Here is a 17879-nt window from a genome sequence, read left to right on the forward strand (position 1 = left end):
CTCATGCGAGCGTCAGCCCGACCGCACGCAGCGGCTCCGCGCCTTGCAGAAAATACCGCCGCGCCACGGCGTCCGACAGCGCGACCAGCCGGCTCTCGACATCCCCCAGCGTATCCACGTCCAGCGTCGTTGCGTCCGCGGTTTCGACGATCGCCTTTAGCCGGATCGCCTGCGCCTGCTGCGCCTCCGCCATCTCGTCGTCCCCCAGTACCGGCAGCGCGGCGAGGTGATTGGCGATCCGCTCCGTCTGGAAACCCAGGCTGCGCGGGTTGTTCGGATCGAGCGCGACGAGATCGACCACGGCGACGCGCGCCAGCCCGGTCGGATAACGCTGGCGATAGCTGATCTGGCTGTCCGCGAGGTCCAGCAACGTCGACAGATCGTCCACCGTCGCGCCCGGCATGCCGAACAGCCGCACCGCCCGCGCGATCGCCGCCGCCCGCTCGATCCGCCGGCCGAGATCGTGGAACCGCCACGCCGAGGTCCGCACCATATGTTCTGCCGACAGGCCGACGATCGCCGCGTAACGCCGTTGCAGCGACCCCGCCCGCTCCAGCATCCCGCGCTGCGTGGGGAAGGGGGCCTCCAGCAGGCGCACCATGTCCGCCGACAGCCGATCGCGCGATCCCTCGCCGATCGCGCGCGCGTTGCGGTTGATCGCCGCCACCGAATGCCAGTCCGGGTCTTCCATCGCGGTCCGCGCGAACTGGATCAGCGCGGGGCGGTTGAGCGAGGCGGGAGCGGGAGCCGCGTTCGATCCGGCCAGCATGCCGACCAGCCGCGCCAGCGTCGCCGTCGGCAGCACCGCGCCGCCGCCGTCCGCGTCGATGGAATTGCCCAGCAGCACGCGGATCGCGCCCAGCAACGCCTCGCCCCGCTCCAGATAGCGGCCCAGCCAGTAGAAATTGTCCGCCACCCGGCTCGGCAGCGTGCCCGGATTGCGCCGGACGTGCAGCGAATCGGTGGCCGTCAGCAGCGACACCGGCGCGACCGGCTCCGCGCCGTAGATGCACACGTCGGCCGACCACAGCCCCTCGCCGATCGCCGCCACGGTCGCCTGCGGATGTTCGCCGATCCGGCCGAATCCGCCCGGCATGACGGCCCAGTGACCATCGCCGTCGCGCGCCGCGAACACGCGCAGCATGAACGGCCGCGCCTCCAGCCGGTCGCCGACCACGACGGGCATCGTCGACAGCCGCACCTCCTCCTGCCCGACATAATCCTGCGGGCGGCGGGCCATGTCGGCGATCAGGTCGGCGCGCGACGCGTCGTCGGCCAGCCCGAGCGGCAGATGCCCGAAGGCCGGCGCGATCGTCAGCCGGTCGAGATTGGCGGCGACATGCGCGCACTCGTCGGGACCACCGCACCACCATGTCGCGATCGTCGGCAGCTTCAGCGGCTCGCCCAGCACCGCGCGCGCCAGTGCCGGCATGAACGCGTGGAAGGCGGGCGCCTCCATCACCGCCGCGCCCGGCGCGTTGGCGAGCACGACATTGCCCTCCGCATAGGCATCGATCAGGCCGGGTACGCCGATCTGCGAATGGGTGTCGAACGCCAGCGGATCGAGCATGCGCGGGTCGAGTCTGCGCCACAGCGCATCGATCCGCTTCAGCCCGCCGATCGTGCGGACATAGACCTTGCCCTCCAGCGCGGCGAGGTCGGCCCCCTCGACCAGCAACAGTCCCAGATACCGGGCGAGGTGCGCCTGCTCTGGATAGCTCGGGTTGAACCGCCCCGGCGTCAGCAGGCCGATGCGCGGATCGTCGCGCCGGCACAGCGCCGCCAGTCCGCTGCGGAACGCCGCGAAGAACGGCGCGTGCCGCTGCACGTTCAGCCGCGCCGCCAGACCGCCCAGCGTCCGCCCGACCGCCAGCCGGTTCTCCAGCGCATAGCCCGCCCCCGCCGGCGCGCGCAGGTGATCGGCCAGCACCCGCCACTCGCCGGTCGGCCCGCGCGCCAGGTCGAACGCCACGAATTGCAGATGCTTGCCGCCCGGCGGCTCCAGCCCGACCATCGGCCGCAGGAACAGGCGGCTGCCGGTCACCAGCGACGCGGGCAGCACGCCCTCGGCGACCAGCCGTCCCTCGCCATACAGGTCCGCGACCACGCGCTCGATCAACTCCGCGCGCTGCGCCACGCCCGCTTCGATCCCGGCCCATTCCGATGCCTCGATCAGCAGCGGGACGGGCGACACCGGCCACGGCCGCTCGTCCGCCTCGCCGATGATCCGAAAACCGGTGCCGATATCCGCCGCGTGCCGCTGCACGCGCTCGCGCGCATGGCCCAGATCGTCACTCGCGACCGCTGCCAGCTCCTCCAGCATCGTCGCCCACGGCTCGGTTGATCCCGTCGCGAGCACGTCATGCGCCGGCGCCCGTGCGACATAGTCGTCGATCCACCGCCGCGCGTTCACGCCGGCGTCGAAGAGAGAGGTCGACTGCGTCGCCATGACCGTCGCGTCGCGTCCTTTGCTGGGCGGAAATGCAGGCGCGCGTGGTCCCACACGCAGACGGCGGCGGCAAGCCGTTTCGGTCTGTGAACGAGGAGGCCGGAGTGTCGCAACTTTTCTCTTCCTGGCTCCCCTGCCCTTGGGGAGGGGAGCAGCAAAGGGCCGCTCAAAAATCCGGCAACACCTGATCCGCCACGCCCCAGCCCTCCAACCCACGCCCACCGGCGCGCTTTGCCAGCGCGTCGAGGTCGGTCACGCTCCACCGCGCCGCCGTGTCGATGTCGCGCAATTCGGTCCATGACACCGGCACCGCCACCGGCGCACCCTCCCGCGCGCGCGCCGAATAGGGCATGATCGCGGTCGCCCCACGCTGGTTGCGCAGCCAGTCGATGAAGATGCGGCCCTTCCGCTTCGCCTTCGCCATTGTCGCGACGAACCGGTCCGGCTCCGCCTGTGCCAGCGCCTGTGCGAAGCGGCTGGCGAAATCCTTCACCGCCGGCCACTCGGCTTTGGGCGTCAGCGGCACGACGACGTGGACGCCCTTGCCCCCCGACAGCAGCGGAAAGCTGACCAGCCCCAGTTCCGCCAACTGTTCCTTCAGATGCTCCGCCGCCTTTTTCGTGTCGGCGAAGTCCAGCCCCTCGTCGGGGTCGAGATCGAAGACCATGCGGTCGGGCTGTTCGACGCTGGCGACGGAAGATCCCCAGCCGTGGAATTCAATCGCACCCATCTGCACGCATGCGACCAGCCCGTCGGCCGTATCGACGTACAGGTAGTTTTCGGTCGATCCGTCCTTTTCGCGGATCGGCACCTGATGCACCGTATCGCCGAAGCTGCCCGCATCGTGTTTCTGGAAGAAGCAGGCGCGCGCGCGACCCTGCGGACAGCGGACCAGACTGACCGGGCGCTTGCCGGCCCACGGGAGCATGATCGGTGCGATCGCCGCGTAATAGTCCGCCAACTGCACCTTGGTGACGTTCGATTCCGGGAAGATCACCCGGTCGCGATTGCTGATCTTCACGCTGGTCGCGGTCTTCGCATCGGGCGCAGGGGCGGGAATCTCCGCCACCACCTCGTTCGCGCCCTTGTCCTCGCGCAGGCCGATGAAGCTGGCGTGGCGCAGCATGCCGTCCGGCGTCACCTCCGCATAGGCGATCTCCGCGACCAGTTTCGGCGTCACCCATTTCGCGCCGCGCACCATCGCCCGTGGCGCGCTGACGGGCGCCGTCTTGCGCTCCAGCGGCGCCAGTTTCGCGACCAGTTCGTCCATCGTCGCGGCGTTGAAGCCGGTGCCGACCTTGCCGCGATAGGCGAAGCCGTCGCCTTCATGCACCGCCAGCAGCAGCGACGCGAAGCCGCGCCCTTTCGGCGACGGTTGCCAGCCGACGATCACGAATTCCTGCCGCTGGATGCACTTGGCCTTGAGCCACGCCTTGGTGCGTCCCGACCGGTAGGGCGAGTCGGCGCGCTTCGACACGACACCCTCCAGCCCCTCACGACACATCTGTTCGAACAGCGCCTCGCCCGATCCGACGACGTGCTCGGAATAGCGCAGCGTCTCCGACCCCTCGCCGATCAGCGCGCGCAGCCGCTCCTTGCGCTCCGTCAGCGGCAGGTCGGACAGGTCCTCGCCGTCCTGTTCGATCAGGTCGAACGCGAACAGCGTCATGCCCCCGTCCGCCGCCGCGATCGCATCCTTCAGCGCGGCGAAGTCGGGCTTGCCGTCGCGGAAGGCGACGATTTCGCCGTCGATCAGCGCCGTGCCCGGCAGCGCCGCCACCGCATCGGCGATGCCGCCGAACTTGTCGCTCCAGTCGAGACCGCTGCGGGTGAAGACCTTCGCCGCCTTGCCGGCGCCGGCGACCAGCGTGCGATACCCGTCATATTTGATCTCGTGGAGCCACGTCGATCCCGCCGGCACCGCGTCGACCAATGTGCACAATTGCGGCTCGCGGAACACTGGCGCGCGCTTGCCGGTCGCCGCCTTTTTCGGTGCAGCCTTGCGCATCTTCGGCGCAACCTTCGCCGCTGTCTTCCCCTCGGCGATTTCGCTCATCGTCCGGCCGGTGGCGACGCTGGTCAGCGCTTCCTCGACCAGCGTGTCGGTGCCGCCGGCGAACCCGTCCTCCACCTTGCGCAACAGCCAGTTCTCGCCGCGCTCCTTGCCCCGCGGTTTCAGGCGGATCAGCAGCCACTCGCCCCGCATCCGCTCGCCCTCCAGCACGAAATGCAGATGGCCCTCGTCGATGTCCTTCGCGGACTTGCCGGCGATCGGCGACCACGTTCCGCGGTCCCACAGCATCACCGTGCCGCCGCCATATTCGCCCTTGGGGATCGTTCCCTCGAATGTCGCATAGCTCAGCGGATGATCCTCGGTCCGCACCGCCAGCCGCTTTTCGTTCGGATCGAGGCTAGGCCCCCGCGTGACGGCCCAGCTTTTCAGGACGCCGTCGATCTCCAGCCGGAAATCCCAGTGCAGCCGCGTCGCGTCGTGCTTCTGGACCATGAAGCTGTTGCCGTTGCCGGGCGCGAGCGTCCCCGCCGGCTCCGCGGTCTTGGTGAAGTCGCGCTTGGCGTTGTACCGTTCGAGCGCGTCGGTCATTGGCTCCGCTCCCCGTCAGGAAGGGTGCACCATCTTCTCCCCCTACGAGGGAGGGGAGCAGCGCAGCCTTCAAGCACGCTTCTTCGCCGCAGGCTTCCGCGCCGGCGTCTTCTTCGCCGCAGCCGCCTTCTCTGCGGCCGGCTCCTTCTTCGCCGGCGTCGCCTTGTCGCCCATCGATTTGCGCAGCGCCGCCATCAGGTCGACGACGTTCGATCCCTTCGCCTCGCCCGTGTCCTTCTCCTCGATGATCTTCTTCCCGTGCGCCTTGCGCTTCCGCTCGATCAATCCTTTCAGGGCATCGACGTAACGGTCATGAAACTCCTGCGGATCGAACGCGGACGTCTTCCGGTCGATCAGCGCCTCCGCCAGGTCGAGCAGTTCGGCGTCGGGCTTGTCGTCCGGAATCTCACGAAAATACCCCTGCGCCTTGTGCACTTCATCGGCATAGCGCAGCGTCTCCAGCACCATGCCGCGCCCGCACGGTTTCAGGCTGACGACATATTCGCGGCCGCGCATCGCCAACTGGCCCAGCCCGACCTTCTTCGTCCGCCGCAACGCCTCGCGCAGGACGATGAACGCCTCCTCCGCCAGATCGTCGGCCGGAACCACGAAATAGGGCTTCTCATAATAGAGCACGTCGATCTCGGACGCGTCGACGAACTGCGTCAGCTCCAGCGTCTTCTTCGATTCGAGCTTCACCGCGTCGATCTCGTCCTGCTCCAGCAGCACGTATTCGCCCTTCGACACCTCGTACCCCTTGACGATCTCGTCGACGTCGACCGGGCCCATGCCCGTCACGACCTTCTCGTACGATATCGGTTTGCCCGAGGGTTCGTGGATCTGGCGGAACGACACCGCCGCGCCGCTTTTGGTGGCGGAGTAGATTTCGACCGGAATGGACACCAGCGCCAACCGGATCTGCCCCTGCCAATATGCGCGTGCCGCCATGTTCTGATCCCCGATTATCCTGAATGAATGCGGCGCTCGCGGACTCGTTCCGTTCGCCGCGCGATTGCGGTAAGGGCGGGGCATGACCGACGACCCTTTCACCCTGTTCGATACGTGGTTCGCGGAGGCGAAGGCGTCCGAACCCAATGATCCCAACGCGATGGCGCTCGCCACGGCGGATGGGCAGGGGCACCCTTCCGTCCGCATGGTCCTCTTGAAGGGGCATGGGCCGGACGGTTTCGTGTTCTACACCAACCGCGACGGGCGCAAGGCCGGCGACCTTGCCGCCAATCCCAACGCCGCATTGCTGTTCCATTGGAAGTCGCTGCGCCGGCAGGTGCGGATCGAGGGCCCCGTGTCGCTCGCCACCGAGGCGCAGTCGGACGCCTATTATGCCAGCCGCGGTCGCGACTCGCAGCTCGGGGCATGGGCGTCGGAGCAATCGCGTCCGCTCGACGCACGCGAGACGTTCGAGCGTCGCGTTGACGAGATGAAGGCCCGGTTCGAGGGGCAGGATATTCCGCGCCCGCCTTTCTGGGGTGGCTATGTCGTCGCGCCGAAACAGATCGAATTCTGGCAGGACCGCGCGCACCGGCTGCACGAACGCCGCCTGTTCGTGCGCGAGGACGGCGGCTGGACGGAGGGGCTGCTCTACCCATGACCCGCGAAGAACGTCGTCTCGCGCTCCCGCTCGCCACGCGCGCGGCGCTCGCCAGCGTCGCGATGGCGCTGTTCCTGCTGGCGCTCAAGGGCTTCGCCGCATGGCACACCGGCTCGGTCGCGATGCTGGGTTCGCTGGCGGATACCGGGCTCGACCTGCTCGCCAGCCTCGTGACGCTGTACGGCGTGCGGCTGGCGGCGACGCCCGCCGATCACGACCACCGCTTCGGCCACGGCAAGGCGGAGGCGCTGGCGGCGCTGTTCCAGGTAGGCCTCATCACCGCGTCCGCCGCCGGTATCGGCTGGCGAGCGCTCATGGCGCTGGGCGAGACCGCACCGACGCAGGATGCGGAGTTCGGGATCGGCGTGTCGATCGTGGCGATCGGTGCGACCGTGCTGCTGCTCTGGTATCAACGGCGCATCATCCGCCAGACCGGCTCCGTCGCGATCATGGCGGACAACGTCCACTATCAATCAGACGTGCTGCTCAACGGGTCGGTGATCGCCGCGCTGGTGCTCGATCAATATATGGGCTGGCACGGTGCCGACGCGCTGTTCGGCATCGCTATCGCCGCATGGCTCGCCTGGGGCGCGTTTCAGGCGTCGTCGAATGCGATCGATCAACTGATGGACAAGGAATGGCCGGAGGATCAGCGTTCCGCGTTCCTCGACATTGCCGCGCGCCAGCCGGGGCTACGCGGCATCCACGATTTCCGCACGCGCCGCTCCGGCAGCCACGATTTCGCGCAATTCCACATGGAGGTCGATCCGACCATCACCGTCGCGCGCGCCCACGACCTTGTCGAATCGGTCGAGCGCAACCTGAAGCGTGCGTTTCCCAAGGTCGAGGTGCTGATCCACCTCGATCCCGAAGGGCACACCGATACCGACAACCCGCTGGTGGAGGCGGACGTGACGCCGCACTGGTTCAGCAAGCGCGTGGGATATTGACGATGCGAATACCCTTCACCCAGGTCGACGCGTTCGCCGATGCGCCGTTCACGGGCAATCCGGCGGCGGTGATGCCGCTGTCGGCGTGGCTGGCCGACGATGTGCTCCTGAAGATCGCGCAGGAGAACAACCTCAGCGAAACCGCCTTCCTCGTTGCCGCCGAGGATGACGATGCCGATTTCGAGCTGCGCTGGTTCACCCCGGGCGCGGAGGTCGTGCTGTGCGGCCACGCCACGCTGGCCAGCGGCCATGTCGTGCTGTCGTCGGACCCGACGTGGCTGAAGGTCCGCTTCCGCACGCGCAAGGCGGGCATGCTGGAGGTCGCGCGGCAGGATGACGGCTACACGCTGTCGCTCCCCGCATGGGGTCCGTCGCCGCGCGCGATGCCGGGGCTGGTCGAGGCGCTGGGGATCACCGGTCCCGCCGACATCCTGTGGCACGAACATGGCTATGCGCTGATCGTGGTCGAGGACGAGGACGTCGTCCGCAATCTCGATCCGGACCAGCGTGCGCTCGCTGCACTGGAACCGATGGTCGCGGTCGTCACCGCGCCGGGTGCGACCACCGATATCGTCAGCCGCGTGTTCACGCCCGCCTATGGGATCGACGAGGACCCCGTGACCGGCTCCGCCCATGCGCTGGCCGTCCCCTATTGGGCGAAGCGGCTCGGCCGCGACACGATGACCGCCTTTCAGGCAAGTGCGCGCGGAGGTCACCTGACCTGCCGACTCGATGGCGACCGGGTGGTGCTCGGCGGCCAGTGCGTCACCGTGATCGAGGGCACGTTCCTGCTCCCCTGAGTATACGATTGCAACATTTGCAACTATGATGGATCAAGTTGCACTTGCGAAGAGCCGCGCTGCACTGCACAAAGAGCGTGCCTTTCAGGCATCCTCTCCTAAAAACTTCACAGGCCGGCTTGTCCGGCCTTTTTTTTTGCCCGTCGCTCCTCTACGCAGCCCGCGACTGTCGCGGACGCCGTCAAAAAAAAGACGAATTCTGGAGCGGAGCCGCCGGCAAGACCGGCACCGGCGAACACGACAGCGGCGGGAGATCGAGCGCACCACCACGCTCTCTCCCGCCCATGTTCCATCCGATGTGCTTTGCAGCGCGGCAGTTGCCGCAGCGCCACTCCAACGTCCTCGTCACCCCAGCGAAAGCTGGAGTCTCACGCGGCGCGACCCGCTCGCCCACGGTAGAATCGCAGCTTTCGCTGGAATGACGGAGTGGGAGAGGGCTGGGGCTTCGCCGGCAGTATAGCCCGGCAGACCATGTTCCCATCTATCCGACTCATGCCGCCAGCAGCGCCGCCTCCGTCGCGGCGATCCAGCCGCCGCCCAGCACCCGCTCACCCGCGTACAACACCGCCGCCTGACCCGGTGCGACGCCATACTCGGGCGCGTCGAAGCTCAGGCGTCCGCCCTCCAGCCGCGCCGGAACCGGCTTCGCCATCGACCGGACCTTGGCGGTCAGTGGCCCGCGATGGTCGCCCCCGATCCAGTTGAGGTTCTCCAGCACCGCTGCCTCGACCGCCAGCGCCGCCCGCGGCCCCACCACAACGCGCTTCGAGTCGGGCTCCAGCCGCACCACGTACAGCGGCTCCGGCGTGCCGCCGATCTCCAGCCCGCGACGCTGTCCGACCGTGAAGTGGATCAGCCCCCGGTGCCGCCCCAGCGTGCGGCCTGACAGATCGACGATCTCGCCCGCGGTATCCGCATCGGGACGCAGCTTGCGGACCAGCCCGGCATAGTCGCCGTCCGGCACGAAGCAAATGTCCTGGCTGTCGGGCTTGGCGGCGACGCCCAGACCCAGTTCCGCCGCGATCTCCCGCACCCGTGCCTTGGGCAGGCCGCCGAGCGGGAAGCGGAGATAGTCGAGCTGGTCCTGCGTCGTCGCGAACAGGAAATAGCTCTGGTCGCGCGCCGGGTCGGCGCCGCGGTGCAGCTCCGCGCCGTTCGGCCCCTCGACCCGCCGGACGTAATGGCCGGTCGCCAGACAGTCCGCGCCCAGCTCGCGTGCCAGCGCCAGCAGGTCGGTGAACTTCGGTCCCGTGTTGCACGACACGCACGGGATCGGCGTCCGCCCGGCGAGATACTCGTCGGCGAAGCGGTCGACGACGTCGCGCCGGAACGCGCTCTCGTGATCGAAGACATAGTGCGCGATGCCGAGCCGGTCGCACACCGCGCGCGCATCGCGGATGTCGCGGCCGGCGCAGCAGCTGCCCGCGCGCCCGACCGCCTCGCCGTGGTCGTAGAGTTGCAGCGTGACGCCGATCGTCTCCGCGCCGGTCCGCGCCGCCAGCGCCGCCACGACCGAGCTGTCGACGCCGCCCGACATGGCGACGACGATCCGCCTGGCACCGACATCGGCGCCCAACTGGAAATCCGTTTCGTCCATCGTTCCGTCACATAGGCGCGTGCGGGTCGAATGGCGAGCATGGGCCGCGCTTTACCGGACCTTCATGCCCTTGCCGCTACACGCCGGCGACCGACCCTTTTTCCTGCCCGAAAGACACGCCGCCTTGGACCTCAGCTTCTCCTTCGATCGCGATGCCGAACCGGTGGCGTGGCCGGGCGATCTGGCGGTGCTGATGATCGGTGTGCAGGCGCGGCAGTCGGCCAGCCCGACCGCGACCGCGCAAGCGGCCGGCGATGCCGTCCAGCGTCCGAAACCCTCGGAGTTCGCACCGCGGGACGGCAGCTTCAACGGCCAGGTGGCGGCCGCGATAACACGTTGGAAGGACGAATGAAGAGCGCGTTTACCGTGGGGTTTCAGGCGATCTTCAAGTCCCGCCCTTACTCCCCACCCATCGAGTTCGTGAAGGGGGCCCCCCGCCCCGACAGAGGTTGAGTATGATCGAGAACCAGAAGATCCGCCCCGCGAAAGTCATCGGCCCCCTGGGCGAGTCTTTGACGCTGGACACGCTTCCGCCTCCGGGCACCAGCCGCTGGGTCGTGCGGCGCAAGGCCGAGGTCGTTGCGGCGGTCAATGGCGGCCTGCTGTCCGTCGACGAAGTCTGCGAGCGGTACGGGCTGACGGTGGAGGAATTCGCCGGGTGGCAGCGCGCGATCGACCGGTCGGGGATGCCGGGGCTGCGCGTCACGCGCATCCAGCATTATCGTTCCCTGTACGAACGCCAGCAACGATACTAAAAATCCATGTTCTGAATCGGATCGCAGGCGGAACATAAATCAACGCCACCGATTTGTACCTCCATCGCCCGTATGATGGGCATAATGGAGGGAAGTGTAATGGGTATCATCCTTTGGCTCATCATCGGCGGCGTCATCGGCTGGCTCGCCAGCATCATCATGCGCACGGATGCCCAGCAGGGTATCTTCCTGAACATCGTCGTCGGGATCATCGGCGCCTTCATCGGCGGGCTGATCATCAGCGGCGGTTCAATCAACAACGCGCCCCTGAACGTCACGTCGTTCCTTGTGTCGCTGCTCGGTGCGGTGGTCCTGCTCGGGATCGTCAACCTGGTGCGTCGCGGTAGCGTCCGTTAAGTCGGACGCTCTTCCGCCGGCTTGGATGGCGGAACAGCGACACGACCAGTGTCACTACGGAAATGGGGCCGCCGGGCATGCCGGGCGGCCCCTTTTTCATGTTCTATTGTCCCAGAACGAAACGCACGCGCAGTGTCACGGTGATGTCCTTCTCGCCCGGCACGATCTTCGTGGCGGAATCCATCATCTGCGCCCGCGCCTGCAGGAACACGGGCGGGCGGTCCGGCCCGCCGGCATCCTGCCCGGTCTCGTCGATCGATACGACCCGTAGCACGCGCATACCGGCCGCCTTCGCATACAGCTCCGCCCGCGCCCGCGCCTTCTTCACGGCATCGGTCCGGGCTTCGTCCAGCGCCGCATCGGGCTGGTCGACGGACAGGTTCGGCCCGTCGATCTGGTTCGCGCCCTGCGCCACCAGCGTATCGAGGATCGTTCCCGATCTGGCGATATCGCGGAAGCGGATGCTGACGCTGTTGGTCGCCTGATAGCCGGTGATGACCGGCGGCTGGTTGTCCTGGTATCGGTACTGAGGCGACAACTGGACCGACGCGGTCTCCAGATCGCGCGGCTGCACGCCGGCCTTGCGAAGGGCCGCGATCACCTTCTCCATCGCGCCGCCGTTCGCGGTCAAAGCCTGCGCGGCTGTCGCGCCCTGCGTGACGACCCCGGCCCGAATCGTGGCGAGGTCGGGCACCCGCGTCGTGCGGCCTTCCGCCGTGATGTCCAGAACGGTGCCCTCCGCCGGGATCATCGGTGCGACGCCGGGCACGGTCTGCGCGACGACGGGGAACGCCGTCAGCGAGGACAAGCCCGTGGCGACGAGGGCGAGGGTGGCAAGGCGCATGGACTTCTCCCGTGGAGCGACGACGATGATGACACAGCCCATGAACGGCCCGCTGGCAACCTGCGATGAACGAGGAACATCGTGTAGGATATGCTATGGCCGCCCTATTGAGGTTGGTGACCTATTCGGATAATACAGCCCGGTCACTGACCGGTGGGGTCGTGCGGGGGAAGACGAAAGCCGATGAACTACGAGACGGGCTCTATCACGCAGGAACGGCTGCCGGGCGTCGAAGCGCCGCCGTCGCGTCGTAAGTTCCTGATCGCCGCGATCGTCGTGGCGGTGCTCGCGGTCGTCGGCTGGGCGGTATTCGGCCGCGGCGAATCGGACGGTGCGGCGAAAACCGCATCGGGCGAACAGCTTGCGGCGATTTCCGTCATGGTCCCCGGTCGCACCGTCGTCGCGCGCGACGTGACCACGACCGGCTCGCTCGCCGCCCGTCGCGACATGCCCGTCGGCATCGCCGGCGAGGGTGGCCTCGTCACCCGCGTGCTGGTCGAACCCGGCCAGTGGGTCGCCGCCGGGCAGGTGCTCGCGACCGTCGACCGGTCCGTGCAGACGCAGACCGCGGCTTCGCTTGCCGCACAGGTCAGCGTCGCGAAGGCCGATGCCGACCTTGCGCAGGCGGAACTCGACCGCGCCGCGCAGCTCGTCGATCGCGGCTTCATCTCCAAGGCCGACCTGCAACGCCGCGCCGCCACGCGCGACGCCGCCTCCGCCCGCGTCAAGGTCGCGCAGGCGTCGCTGGGCGAGGCGCGCGCCCGCAACGGCCGCCTCGATATCCGCGCCCCCACCGCCGGCCTGATCCTGACGCGTCAGGTCGAGCCGGGCCAGATCGTCAGCTCCGGCTCCGGCGCGTTGTTCCGGATGGCGCAGAACGGCCAGATGGAGATGCGCGCGCAGATGAGCGAAGGCGATCTTCAGGGCCTGCGCGTCGGTTCGCGCGCCACCGTCACGCCGGTCGGCTCCACACAGAGCTTCCCGGGCGAAGTGTGGCAGGTTTCCCCCGTGATCGATCCGTCGACGCGGCAGGGTATCGCCCGCATCGCCGTGAAGTACGATCCGGCGCTGCGTCCCGGCGGCTTCGCCTCGGCGACGGTGACCGCGGGCAGCGCGTCCGAGCCGTTGCTGCCCGAATCGGCGGTGCTGTCCGATGCGACCGGCAATTTCGTCTACGTCGTCGGCAAGGACGACAAGGTCGAGCGGCGTTCGGTCAAGACGGGTGAGGGCGCCGACAACGGCATCCCGATCGCCGAGGGGCTGAACGGCACCGAACGCGTCGTGATTTCGGCGGGCGCGTTCCTGAATCCCGGCCAGAAGATCAAACCCGTCCTCCAGGCACGCAAGGGCTAACCCACGATGGGCTTTCGCAATATGTCCGCCTGGGCGATCCGGAACCCGGTCGTTCCGCTCGTCCTGTTCATGGCGCTGACGCTGGCGGGCATCATCTCGTTCAACCGCATGCAGGTGAACGACAGCCCGGAGATCACCTTCCCGGCGGTCTACGTCCAGATCAGCCAGCCGGGCGCGGCCCCGACCGAGATCGAGACGCAGATCACGACCAAGGTCGAAGCGGCGATCCGCGGGCTGGAGGGCGTCGACGAGATCAACTCGACGATCAGCGAAGGCTCCAGCGGCACCTTCATCCAGTTCGACTTCTCGACTCCCGTCGACCGCGCCGTCACCGACGTGCGCGACGCGGTGGCGTCGGTGCGCAGCGAATTGCCGGACGGCGTGATCGAACCCCGCGTCGAGCGTGTCATCATCAACGACGATTCGATCGCGACATGGTCGGTCGAGGGTACGGACACCACGATGGAGGGTCTGTCGGAATTCGTCGACACCGTCGTCGTGAAGCGCCTGCTCGGCATTCCGGGCATGCAGAAGGTCGACCTGTCGGGCGGTGTCGATCGCGCGATCCGCGTCATCCTCGATCCCGCCAAGATGCAGTCGCTTGGCATCACCGCCAGCCAGGTGAATCAGGCGCTGCGCAACGTGAACCAGAATGCCGCGGGCGGGCAGGCCGAAATCGGCGGGTCGCAGCAGTCGCTGCGCATCGTCGGCAGCGCCAAGACCGCCTACGAGGTCGGCCAGCTCCAAATCCCGATCGCCGGCAACCAGATCGCCAATGGCGGCCAGACGATCCAGACGATGAGCCGGATGGTCAAGCTGGCAGACATTGCCCAGATACGCGACACGTCGCTGGAACAGAAGCGCTTCTCCAAGGTCAACGGCCATCAGGTCGTCGGGTTCGGCATCCAGCGCGCGCGCGGCGCGTCCGAGGTCGCGCTGTACGACGCCACCGTCAAGGAACTGGCGAAGATCGAGAAGGAGAACCCGAAGTTCCGGTTCATCCAGCAATTCACCAGCGTCGATTATACCAAGGCGCAGTATAGGTCCGCGGTCCACGCCCTGCTCGAGGGTGCGATCCTCGCAGTCGTCGTCGTGTTCCTGTTCCTGCGCGACGGCCGTGCGACGGTGATCTCCGCGCTCGCGATTCCGCTGTCAGCGATCCCGACCTTCTGGATCATGTCGCTGATGGGGTTCAGCCTGAACTTCATGACGCTGCTCGCGCTCAGCCTCGTCGCGGGCGTGCTCGTCGACGATGCGATCGTGGAAATCGAAAACATCGTCCGTCACATGCGGATGGGCAAGACCGCCTATCAGGCATCGATCGACGCTGCCGACGAGATCGGTCTCGCAGTCGTCGCGACGACCTTCTCGATCGTCGCGGTGTTCCTGCCGGTCGGCCTGATGCCGGGTATCGCCGGCCAGTTCTTCAAGAATTTCGGCATCACCGTCGTCGTCGCGGTGCTGATGAGCCTTGCCGTCGCGCGCCTCATCACACCGATGGTCGCGGCGTATTTCCTCAAAGCGCATGGCCACGCCGAACACGGCGAGGGCAGGGCGATGGACGGGTACATGGCGATCCTGCGCTGGACCCTGCGCAATCGCTGGTGGACGATGGCGATCGGCGGCCTCGCGTTCCTTGCCACGATCGGCGCGTTCGCGACCTTGCCGTTCACGTTCCAGCCGCCGCGCGACAATGATTTCAGCCGCGTCTCGATCACGATGACGCCCGGTACGACGCTCGCGCAGACGGAGGCGGTGACCAGCCGCGTGGCCGACATCCTGCGCCAGCAGCAGGAGGTTCGCTCCGCCGTCGAGAACGTCCGCATCGGCAATGCCAGCATCGCCATCACGCTGAAGAAGGATCGCAAGCGTAGCTCGATCGACTTCGAGCGCGAGACGGCGGTGTTGCTGAACGAGATTCCGGATGCCCGGATCAACTTCGGTGGCGGCGGCGGCGGTGGCCGCGCGGTGTCGCTGATGCTGGCGGGTGCCGATCCCGATGCACTGATGAAGGCCGCCAACACGCTAGCCAACGAGATGCGGACGCTGCCCAATCTGCGGGCGCCGCGAGTCGAGGGCGATCTGCCGCGGCCCGAGCTCGTGATCCGTCCACGGCTTGACCTCGCCGCCGACTTGGGCGTGACGACGGCGGCGCTCAGCCAGACGATCCGGATCGCGACGCAGGGCGAAATCGCGCAGAACGCGGCGAAGTTCTCGCTGCCCGATCGCCAGATTCCGATCGGCGTCGCGCTGGACGAATATAGCCGCCGCAACCTGTCGACGATCCAGAACCTGCCCGTCCAAACCTCGCGCGGGGGTACCGTGCCGCTGCGCGTTGTCGCGGAGATCGGCTTCGGGGCGGGGCCGTCGGAAATCCGTCGCTTCAACCAGGAACGCCGCATCATGATCGGTGCCGACCTCGCACCCGGCGCGATCGCCGGCGAGGAGCGGTCGAAGATCATGGAACTGCCGATCATGAAGAACCTGCCGCAGGGTGTGCATTATGCCGCCTCCGGCGAGGCGAAGTGGCAGGCGGAGATGATCCAGAACTTCGTCATCGCGGTGTTCGCCGGCGTACTGCTGGTGCTGGCGGTGCTGATCCTGCTGTATCGCCGTGCGATGCCGCCGTTCGTGAACCTCGGCTCGCTGCTGCTGGCGCCGCTGGGCGGCGCGATTGCGCTGCACCTGTGCGGCATGCCGATCTCGCTGCCGGTGCTGATCGGTCTGCTGATGCTGCTCGGCATCGTCGCCAAGAACTCGATCCTGTTGATCGACTTCGCACTGGAGGAGATGCGCGTCGGCGTGCCGCCGCTGGCCGCGATTCTCGATGCCGGGCACAAGCGCGCGCAGCCGATCGTCATGACCACGGTCGCGATGATCGCCGGCATGATCCCGACGGCGCTGGCGCTGGGCGGCGATGGATCGTTCAACCAGCCGATGGCGGTGACGGTGATCGGCGGGCTGTTCCTGTCGACGATCCTGACGCTCTGCATCGTGCCCGCCAGCTTCAGTCTCGCAATCGGGATGGAAGAGTGGATCGGGCCGAAGCTCGGCCGTCGCCTGCTCACCTATCGCCCCGGTGACGAGGATGGCCCGGTGATCGCCGGCGCCCCCTCGCCGACGCCGCTGGGGGGACCGGCCGGCAAGATCGGCTACGACGCCGACCGCCCGCATCCGGCCGAATGAGGATGATCGTGGCGCACGCCGGAACGGCTCCGTCACGAACCGGCTGAACCAACCGGCCGGTTCGGGTATTGTGCAAGCGATGACGCTTGCAACCCGATCCCCGCTGGCGACCGAAGCGCCACCGGTCGGGCTCGTGCGGATGCGCCGCCTGGCGACGGGATTGCTGCTGCTGATGGCGGCGATCTTCCTCGTCAGCCGTCATTTCGTGCCGCTGCATCCGGGCTGGGGCTATGTCCGCGCCTTTGCGGAGGCGGCAATGGTCGGCGCGCTGGCCGACTGGTTCGCGGTGACCGCATTGTTCCGGCATCCGCTCGGCCTGCCGATCCCGCACACCGCCATCGTCGCGCGCAACAAGGACCGGATCGGCGACCAGCTTGCCCAGTTTTTGCGCGACAATTTCCTGATCCCGCACGTCGTCGCGCGACGCATGCGGCGGCTCGACGTGGCGGAGGCGGTCGCGCGCTGGCTCACCGATCCGCCCGAAAGCGCGGGCGGCCGGTTCCGACAGGGCGCGTCGGCTTTGGTCGCGGGCATGCTCGACGGGCTCGATCCCGCGCGACTCGGTGGAATGGTCAAGTCGGCGGTCGCCGGGCGGCTGCGCGATACGCAGGTGTCGCCGCTTGCCGGCCAGTTGCTGAAGGCGGCGATGGCGGAGGGCCGGCACGCGCCGTTGCTCGATGCCGCGATCCGGTGGGGCGCGAACGCGTTGTCTGGCAACGACACGCTCATCCGCCAGATGGTCCACGACCGCGCCGGCGCGATCCTGCGCTGGACCGGGCTCGACGAGACGTTGGCGGACAAGCTCATCGGCGGTCTGGAGAAGCTGCTCGCCGACATGGCCAACGATCCACAGCACCCGATGCGGATCAAGGCCGAGGAGGGGCTCGATCGCCTCGCCTGGGACCTCCAGTATGATCCGGCGACGCAGGCGCGCGTCGAGTCGCTGAAGGAGGAACTGCTCGCCAACAAGGCGATGGCGCGCTGGCTCGACGGGCTGTGGGAGCAGGCGCGCGGTGCGTTGCTGAATATCGCCCGCGATCCGGAACGCGCGATGGCCGGCAAATTGGGCGAGATCCTGCGCCAACTGGGCGCGACGCTGCGCGAGAACCGTGCGCTGGCGGCCCGGATCAACCGCTTCGTCCGCCGCACTGTTGTCGGCATCGCGGCGGATTACGGCGACGGCATCGTCCGCCTCGTCTCCGAAACGGTGCGAAGCTGGGACGTGCGCACGATCACCGGTCGCCTCGAAAATGCGGTCGGCCGCGACCTGCAATATATCCGCATCAACGGCACGATCGTCGGCGGACTGGTCGGCCTGTGTATCCATCTGGTGGACGTCCTGCTTTGATCGCAGGGGTGGCGCGGTTTCGGAAACGA

At 67.7% G+C, this 17879-nt stretch carries 14 protein-coding genes; 9 read left to right on the forward strand and 5 right to left on the reverse strand.

Annotated features, from left to right (window positions below; all coding sequences use genetic code 11):
* Window position 1 precedes the first annotated feature (1 nt).
* The 3 genes from ILT43_RS13105 to ku all read right to left on the reverse strand — a co-directional run bounded on the left by ILT43_RS13105 (window position 2) and on the right by ku (window position 5999).
* On the reverse strand, window positions 2-2449 hold the full coding sequence (locus tag ILT43_RS13105; RefSeq protein WP_204199407.1) for a circularly permuted type 2 ATP-grasp protein: 2448 nt from the start codon (window positions 2447-2449) through the stop codon (window positions 2-4).
* Window positions 2450-2615: 166 nt separating this feature from the next.
* Window positions 2616-5051, reverse strand: a complete 2436-nt coding sequence (gene ligD, locus ILT43_RS13110; RefSeq protein ID WP_204199408.1) for a DNA ligase D — start codon at window positions 5049-5051, stop codon at window positions 2616-2618.
* Between the two features lie 69 nt (window positions 5052-5120).
* Window positions 5121-5999, reverse strand: coding sequence for a non-homologous end joining protein Ku (gene ku / locus ILT43_RS13115; RefSeq protein WP_204199409.1), 879 nt, complete (start codon window positions 5997-5999; stop codon window positions 5121-5123).
* 82 nt (window positions 6000-6081) lie between these two features.
* Between ku and pdxH the strand changes: the two genes are divergently transcribed.
* The 3 genes from pdxH to ILT43_RS13130 are packed head-to-tail and all read left to right on the forward strand — an operon-like array spanning window position 6082 to window position 8410.
* Entirely contained in the window at window positions 6082-6660 is a 579-nt protein-coding gene (gene pdxH / locus ILT43_RS13120; RefSeq protein WP_204199410.1) for a pyridoxamine 5'-phosphate oxidase, read from the forward strand.
* Entirely contained in the window at window positions 6657-7610 is a 954-nt protein-coding gene (locus ILT43_RS13125; RefSeq protein ID WP_204199411.1) for a cation diffusion facilitator family transporter, read from the forward strand. The genes pdxH and ILT43_RS13125 overlap by 4 nt, the downstream gene beginning before the upstream one ends.
* A gap of 2 nt (window positions 7611-7612) precedes the next feature.
* Window positions 7613-8410: a PhzF family phenazine biosynthesis protein gene (locus ILT43_RS13130; RefSeq protein ID WP_204199412.1), complete on the forward strand. Its 798-nt coding sequence runs from the start codon at window positions 7613-7615 to the stop codon at window positions 8408-8410.
* Window positions 8411-8900: 490 nt separating this feature from the next.
* Here ILT43_RS13130 and mnmA read toward each other — a convergent pair whose 3' ends face one another.
* Window positions 8901-10007, reverse strand: a complete 1107-nt coding sequence (mnmA, locus tag ILT43_RS13135) for a tRNA 2-thiouridine(34) synthase MnmA (protein ID WP_204199413.1) — start codon at window positions 10005-10007, stop codon at window positions 8901-8903.
* A gap of 124 nt (window positions 10008-10131) precedes the next feature.
* Between mnmA and ILT43_RS13140 the strand changes: the two genes are divergently transcribed.
* The 3 genes from ILT43_RS13140 to ILT43_RS13150 all read left to right on the forward strand — a co-directional run bounded on the left by ILT43_RS13140 (window position 10132) and on the right by ILT43_RS13150 (window position 11119).
* Complete coding sequence (locus ILT43_RS13140; RefSeq protein WP_204199414.1) at window positions 10132-10359, forward strand: hypothetical protein; 228 nt, start codon at window positions 10132-10134, stop codon at window positions 10357-10359.
* A gap of 103 nt (window positions 10360-10462) precedes the next feature.
* A complete protein-coding gene (gene sciP / locus ILT43_RS13145; RefSeq protein WP_204199415.1) occupies window positions 10463-10762 on the forward strand; it encodes a CtrA inhibitor SciP in 300 nt (99 codons plus the stop codon).
* 99 nt (window positions 10763-10861) lie between these two features.
* A complete protein-coding gene (locus ILT43_RS13150) occupies window positions 10862-11119 on the forward strand; it encodes a GlsB/YeaQ/YmgE family stress response membrane protein (RefSeq protein ID WP_055840864.1) in 258 nt (85 codons plus the stop codon).
* Window positions 11120-11222: 103 nt separating this feature from the next.
* On the opposite strand, the gene ILT43_RS13155 is transcribed toward ILT43_RS13150, so the two are convergent.
* Complete coding sequence (locus tag ILT43_RS13155; RefSeq protein ID WP_204199416.1) at window positions 11223-11963, reverse strand: SIMPL domain-containing protein; 741 nt, start codon at window positions 11961-11963, stop codon at window positions 11223-11225.
* A gap of 183 nt (window positions 11964-12146) precedes the next feature.
* Between ILT43_RS13155 and ILT43_RS13160 the strand changes: the two genes are divergently transcribed.
* The 3 genes from ILT43_RS13160 (at window position 12147) to ILT43_RS13170 (ending at window position 17850) form a co-directional block, all read left to right on the forward strand.
* The gene (locus ILT43_RS13160; RefSeq protein WP_204199417.1) at window positions 12147-13316 is read left to right on the forward strand and encodes an efflux RND transporter periplasmic adaptor subunit; all 1170 of its coding nucleotides are present in this window, start codon (window positions 12147-12149) and stop codon (window positions 13314-13316) included.
* Window positions 13317-13322: 6 nt separating this feature from the next.
* Complete coding sequence (locus ILT43_RS13165; RefSeq protein WP_204199418.1) at window positions 13323-16502, forward strand: efflux RND transporter permease subunit; 3180 nt, start codon at window positions 13323-13325, stop codon at window positions 16500-16502.
* Window positions 16503-16581: 79 nt separating this feature from the next.
* A complete protein-coding gene (locus ILT43_RS13170) occupies window positions 16582-17850 on the forward strand; it encodes a DUF445 domain-containing protein (RefSeq protein WP_204199419.1) in 1269 nt (422 codons plus the stop codon).
* The last annotated feature ends 29 nt before the right edge of the window (window positions 17851-17879 follow it).

Origin of the sequence: Sphingomonas longa, assembly GCF_016892685.1 — a bacterium.
Classification (GTDB): Bacteria; Pseudomonadota; Alphaproteobacteria; order Sphingomonadales; family Sphingomonadaceae; genus Sphingomonas; species Sphingomonas longa.